This window comes from Halomarina litorea, from assembly GCF_024227715.1.
Taxonomy (GTDB): Archaea; Halobacteriota; Halobacteria; order Halobacteriales; family Haloarculaceae; genus Halomarina; species Halomarina litorea.
Genome location: NZ_CP100448.1, coordinates 2,016,981 through 2,032,000, shown reverse-complemented (window position 1 = coordinate 2,032,000; position 15,020 = coordinate 2,016,981). Strand labels below are relative to the sequence as shown.

The 15,020-nt window shown below is 70.0% G+C and carries 17 protein-coding genes; 10 read left to right on the top strand and 7 right to left on the bottom strand.

Going from position 1 to position 15,020, the window contains the following annotated elements:
- Positions 1–43: 43 nt before the first annotated feature.
- On the bottom strand, positions 44–1,207 hold the full coding sequence (locus NKG96_RS11100) for an AI-2E family transporter (RefSeq protein WP_254535000.1): 1,164 nt from the start codon (positions 1,205–1,207) through the stop codon (positions 44–46).
- Between the two features lie 88 nt (positions 1,208–1,295).
- Between NKG96_RS11100 and NKG96_RS11095 the strand changes: the two genes are divergently transcribed.
- From NKG96_RS11095 to NKG96_RS11085, 3 genes are all read left to right on the top strand, one after another.
- Complete coding sequence (locus NKG96_RS11095) at positions 1,296–2,549, top strand: MgtC/SapB family protein (protein WP_254534999.1); 1,254 nt, start codon at positions 1,296–1,298, stop codon at positions 2,547–2,549.
- An 84-nt stretch (positions 2,550–2,633) separates the two neighbouring features.
- Positions 2,634–3,974, top strand: a complete 1,341-nt coding sequence (locus tag NKG96_RS11090; protein ID WP_254534998.1) for an aminotransferase class III-fold pyridoxal phosphate-dependent enzyme — start codon at positions 2,634–2,636, stop codon at positions 3,972–3,974.
- A gap of 45 nt (positions 3,975–4,019) precedes the next feature.
- Complete coding sequence (locus NKG96_RS11085; protein ID WP_254534997.1) at positions 4,020–4,235, top strand: hypothetical protein; 216 nt, start codon at positions 4,020–4,022, stop codon at positions 4,233–4,235.
- Positions 4,236–4,250: 15 nt separating this feature from the next.
- On the opposite strand, the gene NKG96_RS11080 is transcribed toward NKG96_RS11085, so the two are convergent.
- The 4 genes from NKG96_RS11080 to tenA all read right to left on the bottom strand — a co-directional run bounded on the left by NKG96_RS11080 (position 4,251) and on the right by tenA (position 6,493).
- Positions 4,251–4,616, bottom strand: coding sequence for an AN1-type zinc finger domain-containing protein (locus tag NKG96_RS11080; RefSeq protein ID WP_254534996.1), 366 nt, complete (start codon positions 4,614–4,616; stop codon positions 4,251–4,253).
- A gap of 114 nt (positions 4,617–4,730) precedes the next feature.
- Entirely contained in the window at positions 4,731–5,048 is a 318-nt protein-coding gene (locus NKG96_RS11075; protein ID WP_254534995.1) for a ribbon-helix-helix protein, read from the bottom strand.
- Between the two features lie 42 nt (positions 5,049–5,090).
- Positions 5,091–5,834, bottom strand: coding sequence for a TenA family protein (locus NKG96_RS11070; protein WP_254534994.1), 744 nt, complete (start codon positions 5,832–5,834; stop codon positions 5,091–5,093).
- Positions 5,831–6,493 (bottom strand): thiaminase II, encoded by a 663-nt coding sequence (gene tenA, locus NKG96_RS11065; protein ID WP_254534993.1) that lies wholly within the window; start codon positions 6,491–6,493, stop codon positions 5,831–5,833. The genes NKG96_RS11070 and tenA overlap by 4 nt, the downstream gene beginning before the upstream one ends.
- 116 nt (positions 6,494–6,609) lie before the next feature.
- On the opposite strand from tenA, the gene NKG96_RS11060 reads away from it, so the two are divergent.
- From NKG96_RS11060 to NKG96_RS11050, 3 genes are all read left to right on the top strand, one after another.
- Positions 6,610–7,524, top strand: a complete 915-nt coding sequence (locus NKG96_RS11060) for an HhH-GPD family protein (protein WP_254534992.1) — start codon at positions 6,610–6,612, stop codon at positions 7,522–7,524.
- Between the two features lie 2 nt (positions 7,525–7,526).
- A complete protein-coding gene (locus tag NKG96_RS11055; protein WP_254534991.1) occupies positions 7,527–7,694 on the top strand; it encodes a hypothetical protein in 168 nt (55 codons plus the stop codon).
- A gap of 64 nt (positions 7,695–7,758) precedes the next feature.
- Entirely contained in the window at positions 7,759–8,337 is a 579-nt protein-coding gene (locus NKG96_RS11050) for an NADPH-dependent FMN reductase (RefSeq protein WP_254534990.1), read from the top strand.
- Between the two features lie 39 nt (positions 8,338–8,376).
- Here the strand turns inward: NKG96_RS11050 and NKG96_RS11045 are convergent, their stop codons facing one another.
- A complete protein-coding gene (locus NKG96_RS11045; protein WP_254534989.1) occupies positions 8,377–8,763 on the bottom strand; it encodes a hypothetical protein in 387 nt (128 codons plus the stop codon).
- Between the two features lie 94 nt (positions 8,764–8,857).
- Between NKG96_RS11045 and NKG96_RS11040 the strand changes: the two genes are divergently transcribed.
- The 4 genes from NKG96_RS11040 (at position 8,858) to NKG96_RS11025 (ending at position 14,516) form a co-directional block, all read left to right on the top strand.
- Positions 8,858–9,544: a YIP1 family protein gene (locus tag NKG96_RS11040; RefSeq protein ID WP_254534988.1), complete on the top strand. Its 687-nt coding sequence runs from the start codon at positions 8,858–8,860 to the stop codon at positions 9,542–9,544.
- 44 nt (positions 9,545–9,588) lie between these two features.
- A complete protein-coding gene (locus tag NKG96_RS11035; protein ID WP_254534987.1) occupies positions 9,589–11,820 on the top strand; it encodes a DHH family phosphoesterase in 2,232 nt (743 codons plus the stop codon).
- Between the two features lie 103 nt (positions 11,821–11,923).
- Positions 11,924–12,796, top strand: coding sequence for an alpha/beta fold hydrolase (locus tag NKG96_RS11030; RefSeq protein WP_254534986.1), 873 nt, complete (start codon positions 11,924–11,926; stop codon positions 12,794–12,796).
- A 64-nt stretch (positions 12,797–12,860) separates the two neighbouring features.
- Complete coding sequence (locus tag NKG96_RS11025) at positions 12,861–14,516, top strand: tRNA uridine(34) 5-carboxymethylaminomethyl modification radical SAM/GNAT enzyme Elp3 (RefSeq protein ID WP_254534985.1); 1,656 nt, start codon at positions 12,861–12,863, stop codon at positions 14,514–14,516.
- A gap of 5 nt (positions 14,517–14,521) precedes the next feature.
- Here NKG96_RS11025 and NKG96_RS11020 read toward each other — a convergent pair whose 3' ends face one another.
- On the bottom strand, positions 14,522–14,938 hold the full coding sequence (locus tag NKG96_RS11020; protein WP_254534984.1) for a DUF7994 family protein: 417 nt from the start codon (positions 14,936–14,938) through the stop codon (positions 14,522–14,524).
- Positions 14,939–15,020: the final 82 nt, after the last annotated feature.

The window sequence follows — 15,020 nt, the reverse complement described above, 5'->3', positions numbered from 1 at the left end:
TACGCCGCCACCCGAGCGGTCGCGCCGTGTGAATTCTCGCCCGTCAGTCGTCGTTGTCCGTGGTCGCGCCGTCGACCGGCGTCGGTGCGCCGGGATCCATCTCGGTGGACTCGACGGTCATCGCCGCCGGGTCCACCGCGTACGGTCGGATGGGCTTCCCGTCGAACAGCACCGGGAGGACGATGCGCGCGAAGTGGAAGACGAGGACCAGCAGGACCGGCCCGAGGAAGATGCCGTACCAGCCGAACAGGAGCGGGCCGAAGATGTACGCGAACATCACCATCCCGATGTGGAGGTTCCGCCCGGAGACGTAGGGGCGGAGGACGAAGTCGGGGACGGCGTCCACGACGACGAACGAGACGGCGAAGAAGACGGCGGCGAACCAGAGGCCCTCGCCGCCGGGCACCGCCCGCGCGACGAGGTAGCCCGTCACCGGGAAGTAGACGAGTTTCATCCCGACGACGGGGATGAGGCTGGCGACGCCCGTCAGCAAGCCGAGGAGCGTGGGGTAGGGGATGCGCACGCCCGGCGCGATCTCGTTCAGCATGGTGTACGCCAGCGCCCCGATGACGCCCGTGATGATGGCGTTGAGGATGTTGCCGAAGAAGACGGAGGCGAGGTCCGTGTCGACGGCCCGGGTGTACTCCTCGAAGACGCCCCGGTCGTCGCCGAACCGTCCCGTCACCCACCGAGAGAGACGGGGGCCGTCCCGGAGGAGGTAGAACGCGATGGCGAGCATGACGAACAGGTGGAGGAGGGCGTTCCCGATGAAGCCGACGTACCCCAGCGCCTGGTCGAACACCGCCTGAAAGGCGTCCCGGAGGCTGGGGTTCTCCAGCAAAGAGGAGGGGTCCTCGACGATGCTGGAGATGTCGAGGTACCGCTCGATGAGGGGTTCGAGGGGACCGAGGTCGACGGCCCCGGACGCCAGCAGGCGGGCGATTTCCTGTATCCCGATGGCCAGCGTGTAGACGAACAGCAGGATGGCGGGCAGGGCGAGGACGAACAGCGAGATGGCCGCCGCGAGACTCGGCGGGTAGACGCGGCGCTTCAGGCGGTTGTACACCGGGCGCGTCGAGTAGTAGATGAAGACGCCGAAGACGAACGTCCCGACGAACGAGTAGACGACGTACAGGAGGGCGACGCCGAGGAGGAGACCGACGATGCCCCACGCCAGTCGGGACCGGTCGAGGCGGGGGAGTTCCATACGTGCCAGTAGCTATCTGGTCACAAAAACCCCCTCGCAAGCGCCGTACTTAAGCAATACCGAGAGCTACATAGTAGAATATATGGATATGCAGATACCCGTCGTAGCGGACGGGCCCCTCCTCCGGCTGATGCTCGCGGCGGCGCTGGGGCTGTTCCTCGGCCTCGAACGCGAGTGGTCACACCGCTCTGCAGGTATCCGCACGTTCTCGCTCATCACCCTGCTCGGGGCGCTGTTCACCGTCCTCGAACGCGACCTGCTGCTCGCCGTCGGCGCGGTGCTGGTCGTCCTGATGGGGGCGGCGCTCGTCGTCCGGGGACTGTTCCGCGAGGACGAGGGGCTCTCGCTGACGACGGCCACCTCGATGCTCATCGCCTACGGCGTGGGCGTCCTCGTCGGCGTCGGCCTCATCACCGAGGGGGTCACCGTCACCATCCTCTCGTCGCTCCTGTTGATCCTGAAGCGGGAGCTCCACAGTTTCGCGTGGGGCCTCACCCGGAAGGAGGTGCGCTCGGCGACGGAGTTCGGCGTCCTCGCGTTCGTCGTCTACCCCCTGCTTCCGCCCGGCAAGATGCCCGTCACCGTGGCGGGCCTCGACATCGCCATCGAACCCCGGATGGTGTGGCTGCTGGTCGTCTCGGTGGCGGCCATCGGCATCGTAAACTACGCCATCGTGAAGGCCTACGGGAGCCGCGGTATCGCCGTGACGGGCTTCTTCGGCGGGCTCGCGTCCTCGACGGCCGTCGTCGGGACGATGCTCGACCACGTCCGCCAGCGTCCGGAGGCCATCTCCTACGCCGTCGCCGCCGTCCTCCTTGCGGACGCCGCGATGGCCGTCCGGAACCTCGCCATCGTCCTCGCGTTCACGCTCGGGACGGGACCGCTGGTGGGACTGGTCGTGCCCCTCGGCGTCGTCATCGTCGGGAGCGTCGCCGTGGCCGCGTTCACCGCCGACTGGTCGGAGTCGATCGAGATCGACCTCGAGAGCCCGTTCTCGACGAAGAACGCGCTCAGCTTCGGCGCGCTGTTCGCCATCGTCCTCGCGGCCAGCGCCGTCTCGCAGGCGCTGTTCGGCGACTCCGGGTTCCTGCTGGCGGCGGCGCTCTCGGGACTCGTCTCCAGCGCCGGGGCGACCACCTCCGCCGTCGTCCTCTACAACGGCGGAGCCATCGGCCAGCAGACGGCCATCCTCGGCGTGATGGTCGCCACCGTCGCCAGCGTCCTCGTGAAAGCGGGACTGACGCTCGCGGGGCCGACCCGGTCGTTTGGCTACCGGGTCTCGGTGTGGAGCGCGGGCCTCGCCGTCGCGGCGACGGGCGTGAGCCTCGCCCTGCTGGTCTGACCCGTCCGAAACCCGTCCTGTCGGCGTCGTAAATACTGCCCACAACCCGACTGTTTATTTAACCCCCTCGTCCGAACGGCCGCCATGAACCGTGAGACGGCGACGCCGGACGTGGGGTCGATGCCCGGCGAGAAGGCTCGCGAGTGGGCGGAGCGCCACCGGGAACACGCGGCGACGAGCACCTACGTCTACGACTTCGTCTGGGACCTGGCGGGCGACGCCGAGGGGCCGTTCTGTACCGACGTGGACGGCAACGTCCTCATGGACTTCACGAGCCACGTCGGGGCCGCACCGCTCGGCTACAACAACCCCCTCGTCATGGACCGTCTGCGGGAGTTCGACCTCGTGGACCCGCTGAAGATCGCCGGACAGGACTTCTACGTCTCCGGCGAGAACGTCGGCGAGGACGTTGGGATGCCGGGTCCCGCGGGCCTGATGCGCCGCCTCACCGAGATTACGGGCCACTACGGGATGGACACCGTCTTCCTCTCGAACTCCGGCGCGGAGGCCGTCGAGAACGCCATCAAGATCTCCTACGACCACACGGGCGGCAAGTACGGCATCACCTTCGAGGGGGCCTTCCACGGCCGGACGCTGGGGGCGCTCTCGCTCAACCGCTCGAAGGAGGTCTACCGCCGCGAGTTCCCCGAGATTCCGAGCATCCACGACGCGCCGTTCTGTCGTGACGAGGGCTGTACGCCCGCGACGTGTGGGTGTGGCTTCTTCGCGGGCGGCACCTCCCAGTTGCGCAAGATGCTCCACCCCGAGACGGGGTACGTCAACGCCGACGAGGTGGCCTACCTCATCATGGAACCCGTACAGGGCGAGGGCGGCTACTACTTCCCGAGCGACGCGTTCGTCGAGGAGGTCGCGGCGCTGGTCGAGGAACACGACCTGACGCTCGTCGCCGACGAGATTCAATCGGGCATGGGCCGCACGGGCGAGTGGTGGGGCGCGGACAACTACCCCCTCGAACCCGACGTCATCACATCTGCGAAGGCGCTCCGGGTCGGTGCGACCGTCGGGCGCGAGGCGGTGTTCCCCGACGAGTCGGGCCGCCTCTCCTCGACGTGGGGGGCGGGCGACATCATCGCCAGCGCGCAGGGGGCGCTCACCATCGACGCCATCCGCGAGAACGACCTGCTCTCGAACGCCACCGCGCGGGGCGAGCAGTGTCTGGAACTGCTCCGGGACGCCGCCCCCGAGGGCGTCGTCGACGTGCGCGGGAAGGGTCTGATGCTCGGCGTCGAGTTCGAGACGAGGAACCTCCGGGACGACGTGCAGGAGGCCGCACTCGCCCGGGGCTTTCTCACGCTCGGGTGTGGCCACAAGACCCTGCGACTGCTCCCGCCGCTCGACGTGACCGAGCGCGAAATCGACCTCGCGGTCGACCTCCTCCTCGCGTCCATCGAGGACGCCGCCTGAATCGCCGGGACGAACGGTTATCCCCCTCGGATGAGTTACTCACGCATGGCGACTTCCGACAGTATCGGGAGCGGGGGGCACAGCGTGGAGGTCCGACTGGACGGGGACAACACCTTCCAGTTCATGCCGGGGCCGATGGACGGCGTGGCCTGTCCCTGCTGTTTCCGCGACCAGTTGCTCCGCGAGGTCATCGCGTCCGGCCGGTGTACGGCCTGCGGTGCGGAACTGGAACTCGCCTTGCGCGCGACGCCCGCCGGGTGACCCTGGCGCGGATCGCTACTCGATACCCGGACAGTCGTGGTTCTCGGGGAGTCGGTGGGTCGAACAGTACGTGCCGCTACAGTACGAACAGCCACGGACGTCGTGCAGTCGGTCCCCGCACCGCCGGCAGGTGACGACGCCCGACCGGTAGAGGCGCCAGTCGCGCAGCGCACGGTCACCGCGCTCCCCGAGCGAGTACGCCACGCGCGGGGGCGACCCCGCTTCGACCTCCCGGCCGACGAACCCGCCCGCATCGAGTTCGTTCAGCGTCTCCGCGAGTGCCCCGGCGTCGACTTCGGCCCGCAACCTCTCCAGGTCCCCCTCCGCGACGGTGGAACGCCGGCCCTCCGGCGGTTCCCCGTCGACAGCGTCGAGCGCCATGCGTAGTCTTACACGAACGAAGAGGTAAGATTCACGTTCACTGCTCGACCCGATAGAAGTCGGGTCGGGGCCGCCCGCCGCCGCGAGGGCGACAGTCGAGGGCGGGACTCGGAGCTAGAACTGGTAGCGTCGGCCGTCGTTGTCCGGTGGGTCGGGTTGGCCGGTCATCTGCTCGTAGGTCATCCCCGAGAGGTACTCGTCGTAGGTGACGTCGTAGCCCCGCCGGAGGTGGAAGTCCACGCGGCCCGTCTCGACGGTGCCCTGAAAGAACTGGTGGAGCGCCCGTCCGAGGATGTCGTCGGCGTCGGCGCCGAGGACGGTGGTGAGGAAGGCGAGTTCGTTGCGCGTCTCGCGGTCGAGTTCGACCGAGAGGTCCTCGCCGAGGTCGCCGTACGCGTCCTGTACCTCCTGTGAGAGGTCGTCGAGACTCATACCCCATCGAGCGACGCGGGCCGGAAACGGGTTTCGCTCCGCCTACCCGTCTCGCGCCTCGCTCCCGCCGTCCGCGTCGCCCGCGGCGACCCCCTCGTAGGCGGCGTCGAAGAACGCCACCTCGTACTCGACGGTCCGTCGGAACAGGCGGCGGACGGCCCGTTCGCGGTGGGGTGAGAGGGTCGGCCCGACGTCGTCCAGTTCCCCCCGGAGGAACCCGACGACGCCCTCGAACCCGGCGCCGCGGTGGAGGTCGACCCACTCGGCGAGGTAGAATCGTTCGGGTGGGGACTCACACCGCGACGCCCACGTCAGGTACACCCACTCGGCGGGGACGAGGACGGCCAGCGTCTCCGCGTAGTCGCCCTCGTGGACCGCGCGGCGCAACAGGTCGTCGAAGCGGGCGGTGACGGGGTGGAGCGCCGGGGCCTCCCGGTCGGCCTCGGGGACGGCGAGGGCGTCGAACGACCGCCGGAAGAAGTCGTCCTCGTCGGTGGCGACGGTTCGGAGGAAGGCGGCGAACTCGGCCTTCGCGGCGAGCGTCGGGGCCTGTCCGGCCGCGTGGCCGACGACGCTCGCCAGCGTCCGGACGAACGCGTAGTCCTGGACGAGGTAGCGCGCGAACACCTCGTCCGGGAGGGTATCGGCGAGTAAGGCCTCGGTGAAGCGGTGGTCCGTGGCCTCGGTCCACGCGGGTTCGGCGCGTTCGCGCAGGTAGTCGGTGAACCGGTCGTGGTCGCTCGCGGCGAACAGGTCGTCGTCCGCGGCGGGCGAGTCGTCGGTCATACGGACCACTCCTCGCCGCGGTACGCGGCGTCCCAGAAGCGGTACTCGTAGCGCGAGGACGTGACGAACAGCTCTCGCAGGCGCGCGCGGCGTTCGGGTCCGGCACCCTCGGCCACCTCGTCCATCAGGTCGCGACACCACGCGGCGAGGTCGGCGAACTCCTGTGAGGAGTAGGTGTCTATCCACTCGGCGTACAGGTCGTGGTCGGGTCGCCCCTGTTCGTCCAGACGGCGGCCCGTCTCGTGGAACCCCCACATACAGGGGAGGAGCGCGGCCACCGTCTCGCCGAACCCCTCGTGGCCCGCCCTGACGAGGAAGTCGGTGTACCCCCGCGTGGTCGGACTCGGTTCCGTGGCTTCGAGGTCGGCCTCCGAGATACCGAACTCGGCGGCGTACGCGCGGTGGAGGTCCATCTCGGTGTCGACCGTCTCGTGGAGGAGGTCCGCGAACGTCCGCAGGCGGGCGAGGTCCGGTGCCTGCGCCGCCCCGAGGGCGAACACCCGCGAGTACTCCACGAGGTAGACGTAGTCCTGTCTGACCCACTCGCGGAAGCGGTCCTCGTCGAGGGTGCCATCGCCGATGCCCTGCACCATCGGGTGGTCCATCGTCGCCGCCCAGATGGGGTCGGCGGCCTCGCGCAACTCGTCGGTGAAGGCCATGTCCGGTGGTCGCCGGCCGGTGCCATGAGCGTACCGACCGGTGATACAACCGTGTTGCGCACCGCCACCGCGGGGGAAACAGCACGCCTAAGCGGGTGACGGCGCAATCGGGGGCAATGACCGACGCCCTCCCGACGGAGGCGGACGCGGCGGCCGAGTTCGACCGCGAGGCGGTGCGCGAGGCCCTCGTCTCGTGGTACGAGGCCGACCACCGCTCGTTCCCGTGGCGCGAGACGGACGACCCGTACCGCATCCTCGTCTCCGAGGTGATGAGCCAGCAGACCCAGTTGGCCCGCGTCGAGGAGGCCTACCGCGAGTTCCTCGACGAGTGGCCGACCGTCGAGGACCTCGCGGCCGCCGACCGGAGCGACGTCGTGGGGTTCTGGACGGCCCACTCGCTCGGCTACAACAACCGCGCGAAGTACCTCCACACCGCCGCCGGACAGGTGGTCGAGCGCGGCGGGTTCCCCGAGACGCCCGACGAACTGCAGGACCTCCACGGCGTCGGCCCGTACACCGCCAACGCGGTGGCCTCCTTCGCGTTCAACGCCGGCGACGCCGTGGTGGACACGAACGTCAAGCGCGTCCTCCACCGCGCGTTCGACGTGCCGGACGACGACGCGGCCTTCGAGGCGTGGGCGAACGACCTCATGCCCGAGGGCGAGTCCAGAGTCTGGAACAACGCCGTCATGGAACTCGGCGGGGTGGCCTGCGGGAAGGCCCCCCGGTGTGACGAGGCCGGGTGCCCGTGGCGCGAGTGGTGTCACGCCTACGCGACGGGCGACTTCACCGCCCCCGACGTGCCCACTCAGCCGAAATTCGAGGGGAGCAGGCGGCAGATGCGCGGACGAGTGGTGGGTGCCCTCCGTGAGGGCGACGAACTCGAACTGGACACGCTGGGCCACCGGGTCCGCGTGGACTACGCACCCGACGGCGAGTACGGCCGCGAGTGGTTGCGGGGACTGCTCTCGGACCTCGAATCGGACGGCCTCGTGACCGTCGACGAGGAGAGGGCCTCGCTCCGACGATAAACGTGAAGACCGAGAACCTCGGGCGCGCCGTCGTGGGCTTCGTGGGTGCGCTCCTCGGCGTCGCCGTCGTCGGCGCACTCGTCGGCCTCCCGATTCAACAGGTGCTCGTCTTCGGGACGGCCCTCGGCATCGGCTTCGCCATCGGCGCGTTGATGGTCGGTCGGTCGTAGCCCCCGCGAGTCCGGTCGGGAGGCGGGGCGGTGGGGTTATGTCCCGCGCGTCGTCACGTCCTCCATGGACGACGTTCGCGTGGCGGCGGTCTGTGGGAGCCTCAGGGACGCGAGCTACACCCGACAGGGCCTCGAACGCGCGCTCCGGGCCGCCGAGTCGCTCGGCGCGGAGACGGACCTCGTCGACCTCCGGCACCTCGACCTGCCGGTGTTCGACCCCGACGCCGACGACCCGGCCGACGCCGCCGAACTCACCCGGCGGGTCGGGGAGGCCGATTCGGTCCTCCTCGGCTCGCCCGTCTACCACGGGTCGTTCTCCTCGCCGCTGAAGAACGCCCTCGACTACTGCGGGTTCGACGAGTTCGAGCACACCACCGTGGGACTCCTCGCCGTCGCGGGCGGGGCCTTTCCCAGCGGGACGCTCGACCACATGCGACTGGTCTGCCGGGCGCTCAACGCGTGGGTCCTCCCCCATCAGGCTGCCATCCCCCGGGCGCACGCGCAGTTCGCCGACGGCGACCTGACGGACGAGAGCCTCGCGGAACGGGTGGACGTCCTCGGCCGCCGGGCCGTCCAGTACGCGCACATCGAACCCGACCCGCGGACCGTCGAAGCCCAGCAGAACAAGGGCGCTGGGGACTGACGGTCCGCCTCCCGCAGTCGGCGGCCCGCCGCCCGTCCGTCACTGGCCCGACTCGTCGGGGGTCGCGTCCTCGGCGTCGGGCGTGGCCGCCCCCGCGTCCCGTGGCGTATCGTGGGGCCGGGCGGTCGTGTCCTCGGCGTCCAGCAGGCCCATCTCGTTGCCGCCGCTCGCCGCACCCGGGTCCTCCGGCGACTCCTCCGACGCGGCGGACTGCTCCTCTCCCGCGAGGTCCGCCGCATCTGGCGTGTCCGCCGGGTCTCTCGTTTCGGCTGTGTCCTCCGATTCGGCCGCGTCCCCCGAGTCGAGGCCACCGACCTCGTCGCGGGCGGTGTCGACGCTTTGCGGCACGTCGACGCCGCCCGCGAGTGACGCCGTCCGCGCGAGCACGAGGGTCGCGAGGAAGCGTCGTCGACGGAGGCTATTCACTACTCAGTTACTTTCACGAATAGTTAAATAATTGGCGGTGGCACACCGAGAGAATCCCGCAACCCCTTTGCGGTGTCCACGAGTCCTCACGCACGTGACTCAGTGGGTCGAGACGCCGTCGGGTGGGCGGGACCGGGGACCGGCGGGCCTCCTGCGCGCGTGGGCCGAGGTGATGGTCCGCCCGCGGCGGTTCTTCCGGAACGGGGTCGCGCCGGGCGACCAGGCGCCGGGGCTGGTGTTCGCCGTCGCGGTGACGCTGGCGCACGTGACCGTCCGATTCCTCCTCGACCCGGCGCAGGTGCCGGTCATCGCGGGCCGCCCGACGGCGAGTCTCGGGTTCGCCCTGCTCGTGGCGGCGCTCATCGCCGCCCCCCTCGCGCTCCACCTCACGGCGGCGCTCCAGACCGTCCTGCTCGTCGTCCTCTCGGCGGTCGGCGTGGTCGGCGAGCGCGCGGGCGTGAGTCAGACCGTACAGGCCGTCGCCTACGCCACCGCGCCGTGTGCCCTCTCGGGCGCGCCGGTTCCGGTCCTACAGTCGCTCGCCGCCGGCTACGGCTTCGTCCTCCTCGTCGTCGGTATCGGGACGGTCCACGACCTCTCGTGGCCGCGGGCGCTCGTGGCGACGGTCCTGCCGGGCGTCCTCGTCTTCGGCTACGGCTTTCGCGGATTCGCGGCCGCCGCGCAGATGGCAGACGGACGGCTCCTCTGGGCAGTCTCGAACGAGACGAACGCGACGGGCGCGGCGCTCGTGGACCTGACACTCGCGGTCCAGTTGGTCTAAGCGATTCCGACAACCGTTTCAACCCCGACAGGTAGTTTCTGGTAATGGGTAGCTGTATCATCTGCGGCACGTCGACTGACGGCCGCATCTGCCAGAGCCACGAAGAGGACGTCGTCTTCGAGTTCCGAGGAACGAGCCCCGACCAACTGACCAACGGCCGCTTCTACCGCGGGTCCGTCGACGGCTACGCCGACTTCGGCGTGTTCATCGACATCGGCGACCACGTCACCGGTCTCCTCCACCGGAGCGAACTCGACCGGCGACTGGAGAGCCTCACCTGGGAACCGGGCGACACCGTCTTCGTACAGGTGAAGAACGTCCGGGACAACGGGAACGTCGACCTCGGCTGGTCCATCCGGCAGGCCGAACGGGAGTTCCGCGGCGCACTCGTCGACGACCCGAACGCCGACGAACCGACCTTCCTCCCCGAGGAGGAGGAGGGCGCGGCCTCCGAGAGCGAGGCGGAACCGCCGACGCCGGAGGTCCGAACCCCCGACCCGGACAGTGAGGACGAGAGCGAGGCCGAGTCCGAGGCCGAACCCGAACCCGAAGGCGGGGACGAGGCCGCCGCGGCCGAGGGCCAGTCGGACACGCGGCTCGACCGGTCCGGGCCCGACACCGACTCAGACGAGGGCATCGAGTCCGACGCCGGAGCCACGGAGGACGGCGCCGCCTCGCCGGGGAGCGGGTCGGTCGAGACGGACGCCGGGGGCCGGTCCGAGCGCGGCTCCGAGGAGGGCGCGGTGGTCCAGCAGGAACGCCCCGAGACCGAGGAGGCGGCCGACATCGAGCGCGTCAGCGTCGACTCCCTGCGCGACCACCTCCAGGAGGTCGTCCGCCTGGAGGGGCGTATCGTCACCGCCCGGCAGACCAGCGGACCGACCGTGTTCGAACTGCGCGACGAGACGGGCGTCGTCGACTGCGCCGCGTTCGTGGAGGCGGGCGTCCGCGCCTACCCCGACGTCGACCGGGGTGACCTCGTCCGACTCGACGGCGAGGTCCGCGAACGCCGCGGCGAACTGCAGGTCGAGACCGAGGCGCTGGTCGTTCTCGACGACGACGAGGCCGCCACGGTCACCGGCCGGATGGACGACGCACTCGACGAGCGCGCCCGTCCCGCGGAACTCGAACCGCTCGCCGACGACCCCGCAGTCGAGGACTCCCTCGACGGCATCCGCGAGGCCGCCACCGCCATCCGCCGGGCCGTCATCGAGTCCCGCCCGGTCATCGTCCGCCACGACGCCAGCGTGGACGGCTACCTCGCCGGCGCGGCCATCGAGCGTGCCGTCCTCCCCCTCGTCGCGGAGGAGCACACGGACTCGGACGCCGCCTACCACTACTTCGACCGTCGCCCGCTGGAGGACGGCGTCTACGACATGGACGACGCGACGAAGGACACCACGTCGATGCTCTCGAACCGCGAGCGGCACGACGAGAAGCTCCCGCTCGTCGTCTTCGCCGCCGCGGGCACCACCCGCGACTCTCTCGACGGGTTCGGCCTCCTGTCGGTGTACGGCGCCGACCGCGTCGTCATCGACGGCGGCGCGGCCGACGAGGAGATCGCAGAGGACGGGGACGCCGTCGTCAACCCCGCGCTCGCCGGGAGCGAGAGCGACACTAGCGCGACCGCACTCGCCGCGAACGTCGCCGCCCACGTCAACGACGGCGTGGCCGACGACCTGCGCCACCTCCCCGCCGTGAGCTTCTGGGAGGACGCCCCCGACGCGTACGTCGACCTCGCCGGCGAGGCGGGCTACGACGCCGACCGCGTCGAGCGCCTGCGCGAGGCCATCGCGCTGGAGGCGTACTACCAGTCCTACGAGGACAAGCGCGAACTCGTCATCGACCTCCTGTTCGAGGACACGGCGGGCCTCGCCGAACAGATCAGCGAGCAGTTCCGCGAGAAACTCGCCACCGAGGTGGAGACGGCCGAGGCGAACCTCGAGACGCGCTCCGAGGGCGGTGTCGCCTTCGCCGTCCTCGACACGGACGCGTTCACCCACCGCTTCGACTTCCCGCCGACGGGACTCCTGCTCGACGAGATTCACCGGCGCAACCGTGACGGGGCGTTCGTCACGCTGGGCGTCGGGACGGACGAACTCCACGTCCGCTCCACGTTCGACCTCGACGTGCGGAGGGTGGCCGACCGGGCCGCCGAGGCGGTCGAGGACGCGGGCGTCGCCGCCCGCGGCGGCCGCAACCGCATCGAGTTCGTCGCCGGCGAACGCGACGCCGTCGTCGACGCCGTCGTCGACGCCATCGCGGACCTCGCGTAGACACTCCCGACCCGCTTCTTCTGTTCGTCGCCCCGGCGAGCGCGCCGACGCTCTGACCAGTGCGAGACAGGTTCAAACGCTGACGTGACCATACTGTAGGGAGATGCCCACGATTCGGACCGGTGACGTCACGACCTACTACGAGCGACGGGGCGACGGTCCGTCCGTCGTCTTCGTCCACGGGGCCATCGTCGACCACGGCCAGTGGGAGCCGCAGATGGAGGCGCTGAGCGACGAGTACACCGTCGTCGCCTACGACGTGCGCGGCCACGGGCGGACCGGCGGCTCCGACCGCGAGTCGTACTCCGTCGACCTGTTCGCCGACGACCTCGCCGCCCTCGTCGAGGCTCTCGACCTCGACCGGCCCGTCGTCTGCGGCCTCTCGCTGGGCGGGGCCGTCGCGCAGGCCTACGCGACGCGCTACCCCGACCGGCTCTCGGGGCTCGTCCTCGCCGACACGTTCACCCCCGGCGACTGGCGGTGGCCCGAACGCCTCCAGTGGGCGATGCTCCGGGGCACCGTCCTCCCGGCGCGACTCGTCGGGTACGAACGCGTCGAACGGGCGATGGTGTGGTTCCAGGAGCGCGTCCGGGGCGAGGAGGCCAGCGGCGACTACGAGCGAATCGGCGAGGTCCGGGCGGGTGGTCCGAGGATGACGACCGACGAGTTCGCCAAGGTCGTCGAGGCGCTCGTCCAGTTCCCGGAGACCGACATCGACCTCTCGACGGTTGCGGTCCCGACGCTCGTCGTCTACGGGGAACACGAGATGGGGTTCGTGAAGCGCCACGCGGCGCTGATGGCCGCCTCGATACCCGGCGCGCGAGTCGTCGAGGTGCCCGACGGTGCCCACGCCTCGAACCTCGACAATCCCGCGTTCTTCACGGAGGCGGTACGGGCGTTCCTCGCCGAACGCGAGGACCGGAGGGACGCCTCGACTTCGTCCGGGGACGACAGCGACGCGACGACCGTCGGGTGAGGCGGTCGAGGGCCGCGCGGAACCCGCAGGCTCTTTGCTCCGCGCCGCCTCGCTCCGACAATCGATGAGCTCGGCAACCGAGACGGACGCGTTCGAGCGGGTCTGCGAGGCGCTCGTCGAGCGCATCCTCGCGGGCGAGGTGGACCGCGAGGACCTAGAGAGCGCGAAACTCGACGTCTGTTCGGAGTTCTCCGCGCCGAAGGTCCCCAAGAACTCCGAGTTGCTCGACTACGCGGCCGAACAGGACCCCGAACTCCGCGAGGAACTCGAACCCGTCCTCCGGCGCAAGCCCGTCCGCACCGCCTCGGGCGTCTCGCCCGTCGCCATCATGACCTCGCCGCACATGTGCCCCCACGGGAAGTGCCTCTACTGTCCCGGCGGGCCGGCGAGCGAGTTCGACTCCTCGCAGTCCTACACCGGCCACGAACCCGCCGCCGCGCGCGGCGTCCAGAACGACTACGACCCGTACGGGCAGGTGACGCTCCGCCTCGAACAGCTCAGGAAGATCGGCCATCCCGTCGACAAGGTGGAACTCATCCTGATGGGCGGGACGATGACCGCCCGGAGCCACGACTACCAGGAGGAGTTCGTCAAGCGGGCGCTGCAGGCGCTCAACGACTACGACGTGACGAAGGAACCCGAACCCGCCGAGGACGAGTCGTTCGCCCAGTCGCCCGAGGAGTACGAGTTCCGCTATCTGGAGGACGTCGTCGCGACCAACGAGACGGCCGACGTTCGCAACATCGGCACCACCTTCGAGACCAAGCCCGACTGGTGTGACCCGGAGCAGATCGACCGGATGCTCGACCTCGGGGGGACGAAGGTGGAACTCGGCGTCCAGACGACCTACGAGCGCATCAACCGCGAGATGCACCGCGGCCACGGGATTCAGGCGAGCGTGGACGCGAACCGCCGCCTGCGCGACGCCGGGTTCAAGGTGGGCTTCCACATGATGCCCGGCCAGCCGGGGATGGACCGCGAGATGTGCCTGCAAGACTTCCGCGAACTGTTCGAGAACGGCGACTGGCGGCCCGACTACCTGAAGATATACCCCACGCTCGTCGTCCGCGGGACCCGCACCTACGACATGTGGCGGCGCGACGAGTACGACCCGCTGGGAAACGAAGAGGCCGCCGAACTCGTCGCGGAGGTGAAGTCGATGATTCCGAAGTACACGCGCCTCCAGCGAGTCCAGCGCGACATCCCCGCCGACTTCATCGACGCGGGCGTCTGGAAGTCGAACCTCAGGCAACTGGCCCGCGAGCGCATGGAGGAACACGGCTGGACGTGTGACTGCATCCGCTGTCGCGAGGTGGGGATGAACGAGGAGACGCCGGACCGCGTCGAACTCGATGTGCTAGAGTACGAGGCCTGCGGGGGGACCGAGCAGTTCATCAGCTACGAGGACCCCGAGAAGGACCTCCTCGTCGGGTTCTGCCGCCTGCGATTCCCCGGCGACCCGGTGCGCCGCGAACTGGAGAACGGCGCGGTGGTGCGCGAACTCCACGTCTACGGGAACGAGGTCGGCGTCGGCCTCGCTTCCGACGACGACTTTCAGCACAGGGGCTACGGGACGAAACTGCTCCGCGAGGCCGAACGACGCGCCCGCGACGCCGGCTACGGGAAGCTCTCGGTCATCTCGGGCATCGGCGTCCGCGAGTACTACCGCGAGAAACTGGGCTACCACCAGGACGGCCCGTACGTCTCGACGTACCTCTGAGCCGGCTACTCCGTCGTCGCGGCGGTCTCCTCCTCTTCACGCGCCAGCGCCGGCGACCGGTCGCGCGCGAGGCCCATCCCCGCGTAGCCGAGCGCGAGCGCCACGCCCACGCTGGCGACGAGGACGAGGAGTTCGGCCGTCGTCGTCCCGTCGTCGGTGGCGTCCGCGACGGACCAGACGACCATCGTGACCGCCAGCAGGACGTCTGCGAGGCCGACCAGCCGGTACCACGGGACGGTGCGGTCGCCGACGACCAGCGTCTCGCCCGTCCCGGCGACGATGAACAGTCCCCCCGCGAGGGTCAACAGGAGGTAGCCGAGCACGTAGGGGGCCGTCAGGAGCGTCCCGCCGAACACCGCGACGAGGACCTGTGCGACGACCACGATGGCGAACCCGAACGGGAGGGCCCAGCGCCGGTTCACGGTGGAACCGACGCACCCGCGCGGGTAAAGTCTCGCGGCCGAGCGCCGATGTCGACCCGGAGTCCGTGGAGGACTTATCCGG

Coding starts and splice junctions, on each gene's coding strand:
- NKG96_RS11100 (WP_254535000.1), bottom strand. CDS start 1,207: ATGGAACTCCCCCGCCTCGACCGGTCCCGACTGGCGTGGGGCATCGTC.
- NKG96_RS11070 (WP_254534994.1), bottom strand. CDS start 5,834: ATGACCGACGACTCGCCCGCCGCGGACGACGACCTGTTCGCCGCGAGC.
- NKG96_RS11060 (WP_254534992.1), top strand. CDS start 6,610: ATGACCGACGCCCTCCCGACGGAGGCGGACGCGGCGGCCGAGTTCGAC.
- NKG96_RS11085 (WP_254534997.1), top strand. CDS start 4,020: ATGGCGACTTCCGACAGTATCGGGAGCGGGGGGCACAGCGTGGAGGTC.
- NKG96_RS11075 (WP_254534995.1), bottom strand. CDS start 5,048: ATGAGTCTCGACGACCTCTCACAGGAGGTACAGGACGCGTACGGCGAC.
- NKG96_RS11095 (WP_254534999.1), top strand. CDS start 1,296: ATGCAGATACCCGTCGTAGCGGACGGGCCCCTCCTCCGGCTGATGCTC.
- NKG96_RS11025 (WP_254534985.1), top strand. CDS start 12,861: ATGAGCTCGGCAACCGAGACGGACGCGTTCGAGCGGGTCTGCGAGGCG.
- NKG96_RS11035 (WP_254534987.1), top strand. CDS start 9,589: ATGGGTAGCTGTATCATCTGCGGCACGTCGACTGACGGCCGCATCTGC.
- tenA (WP_254534993.1), bottom strand. CDS start 6,493: ATGGCCTTCACCGACGAGTTGCGCGAGGCCGCCGACCCCATCTGGGCG.
- NKG96_RS11090 (WP_254534998.1), top strand. CDS start 2,634: ATGAACCGTGAGACGGCGACGCCGGACGTGGGGTCGATGCCCGGCGAG.
- NKG96_RS11080 (WP_254534996.1), bottom strand. CDS start 4,616: ATGGCGCTCGACGCTGTCGACGGGGAACCGCCGGAGGGCCGGCGTTCC.
- NKG96_RS11050 (WP_254534990.1), top strand. CDS start 7,759: ATGGACGACGTTCGCGTGGCGGCGGTCTGTGGGAGCCTCAGGGACGCG.
- NKG96_RS11030 (WP_254534986.1), top strand. CDS start 11,924: ATGCCCACGATTCGGACCGGTGACGTCACGACCTACTACGAGCGACGG.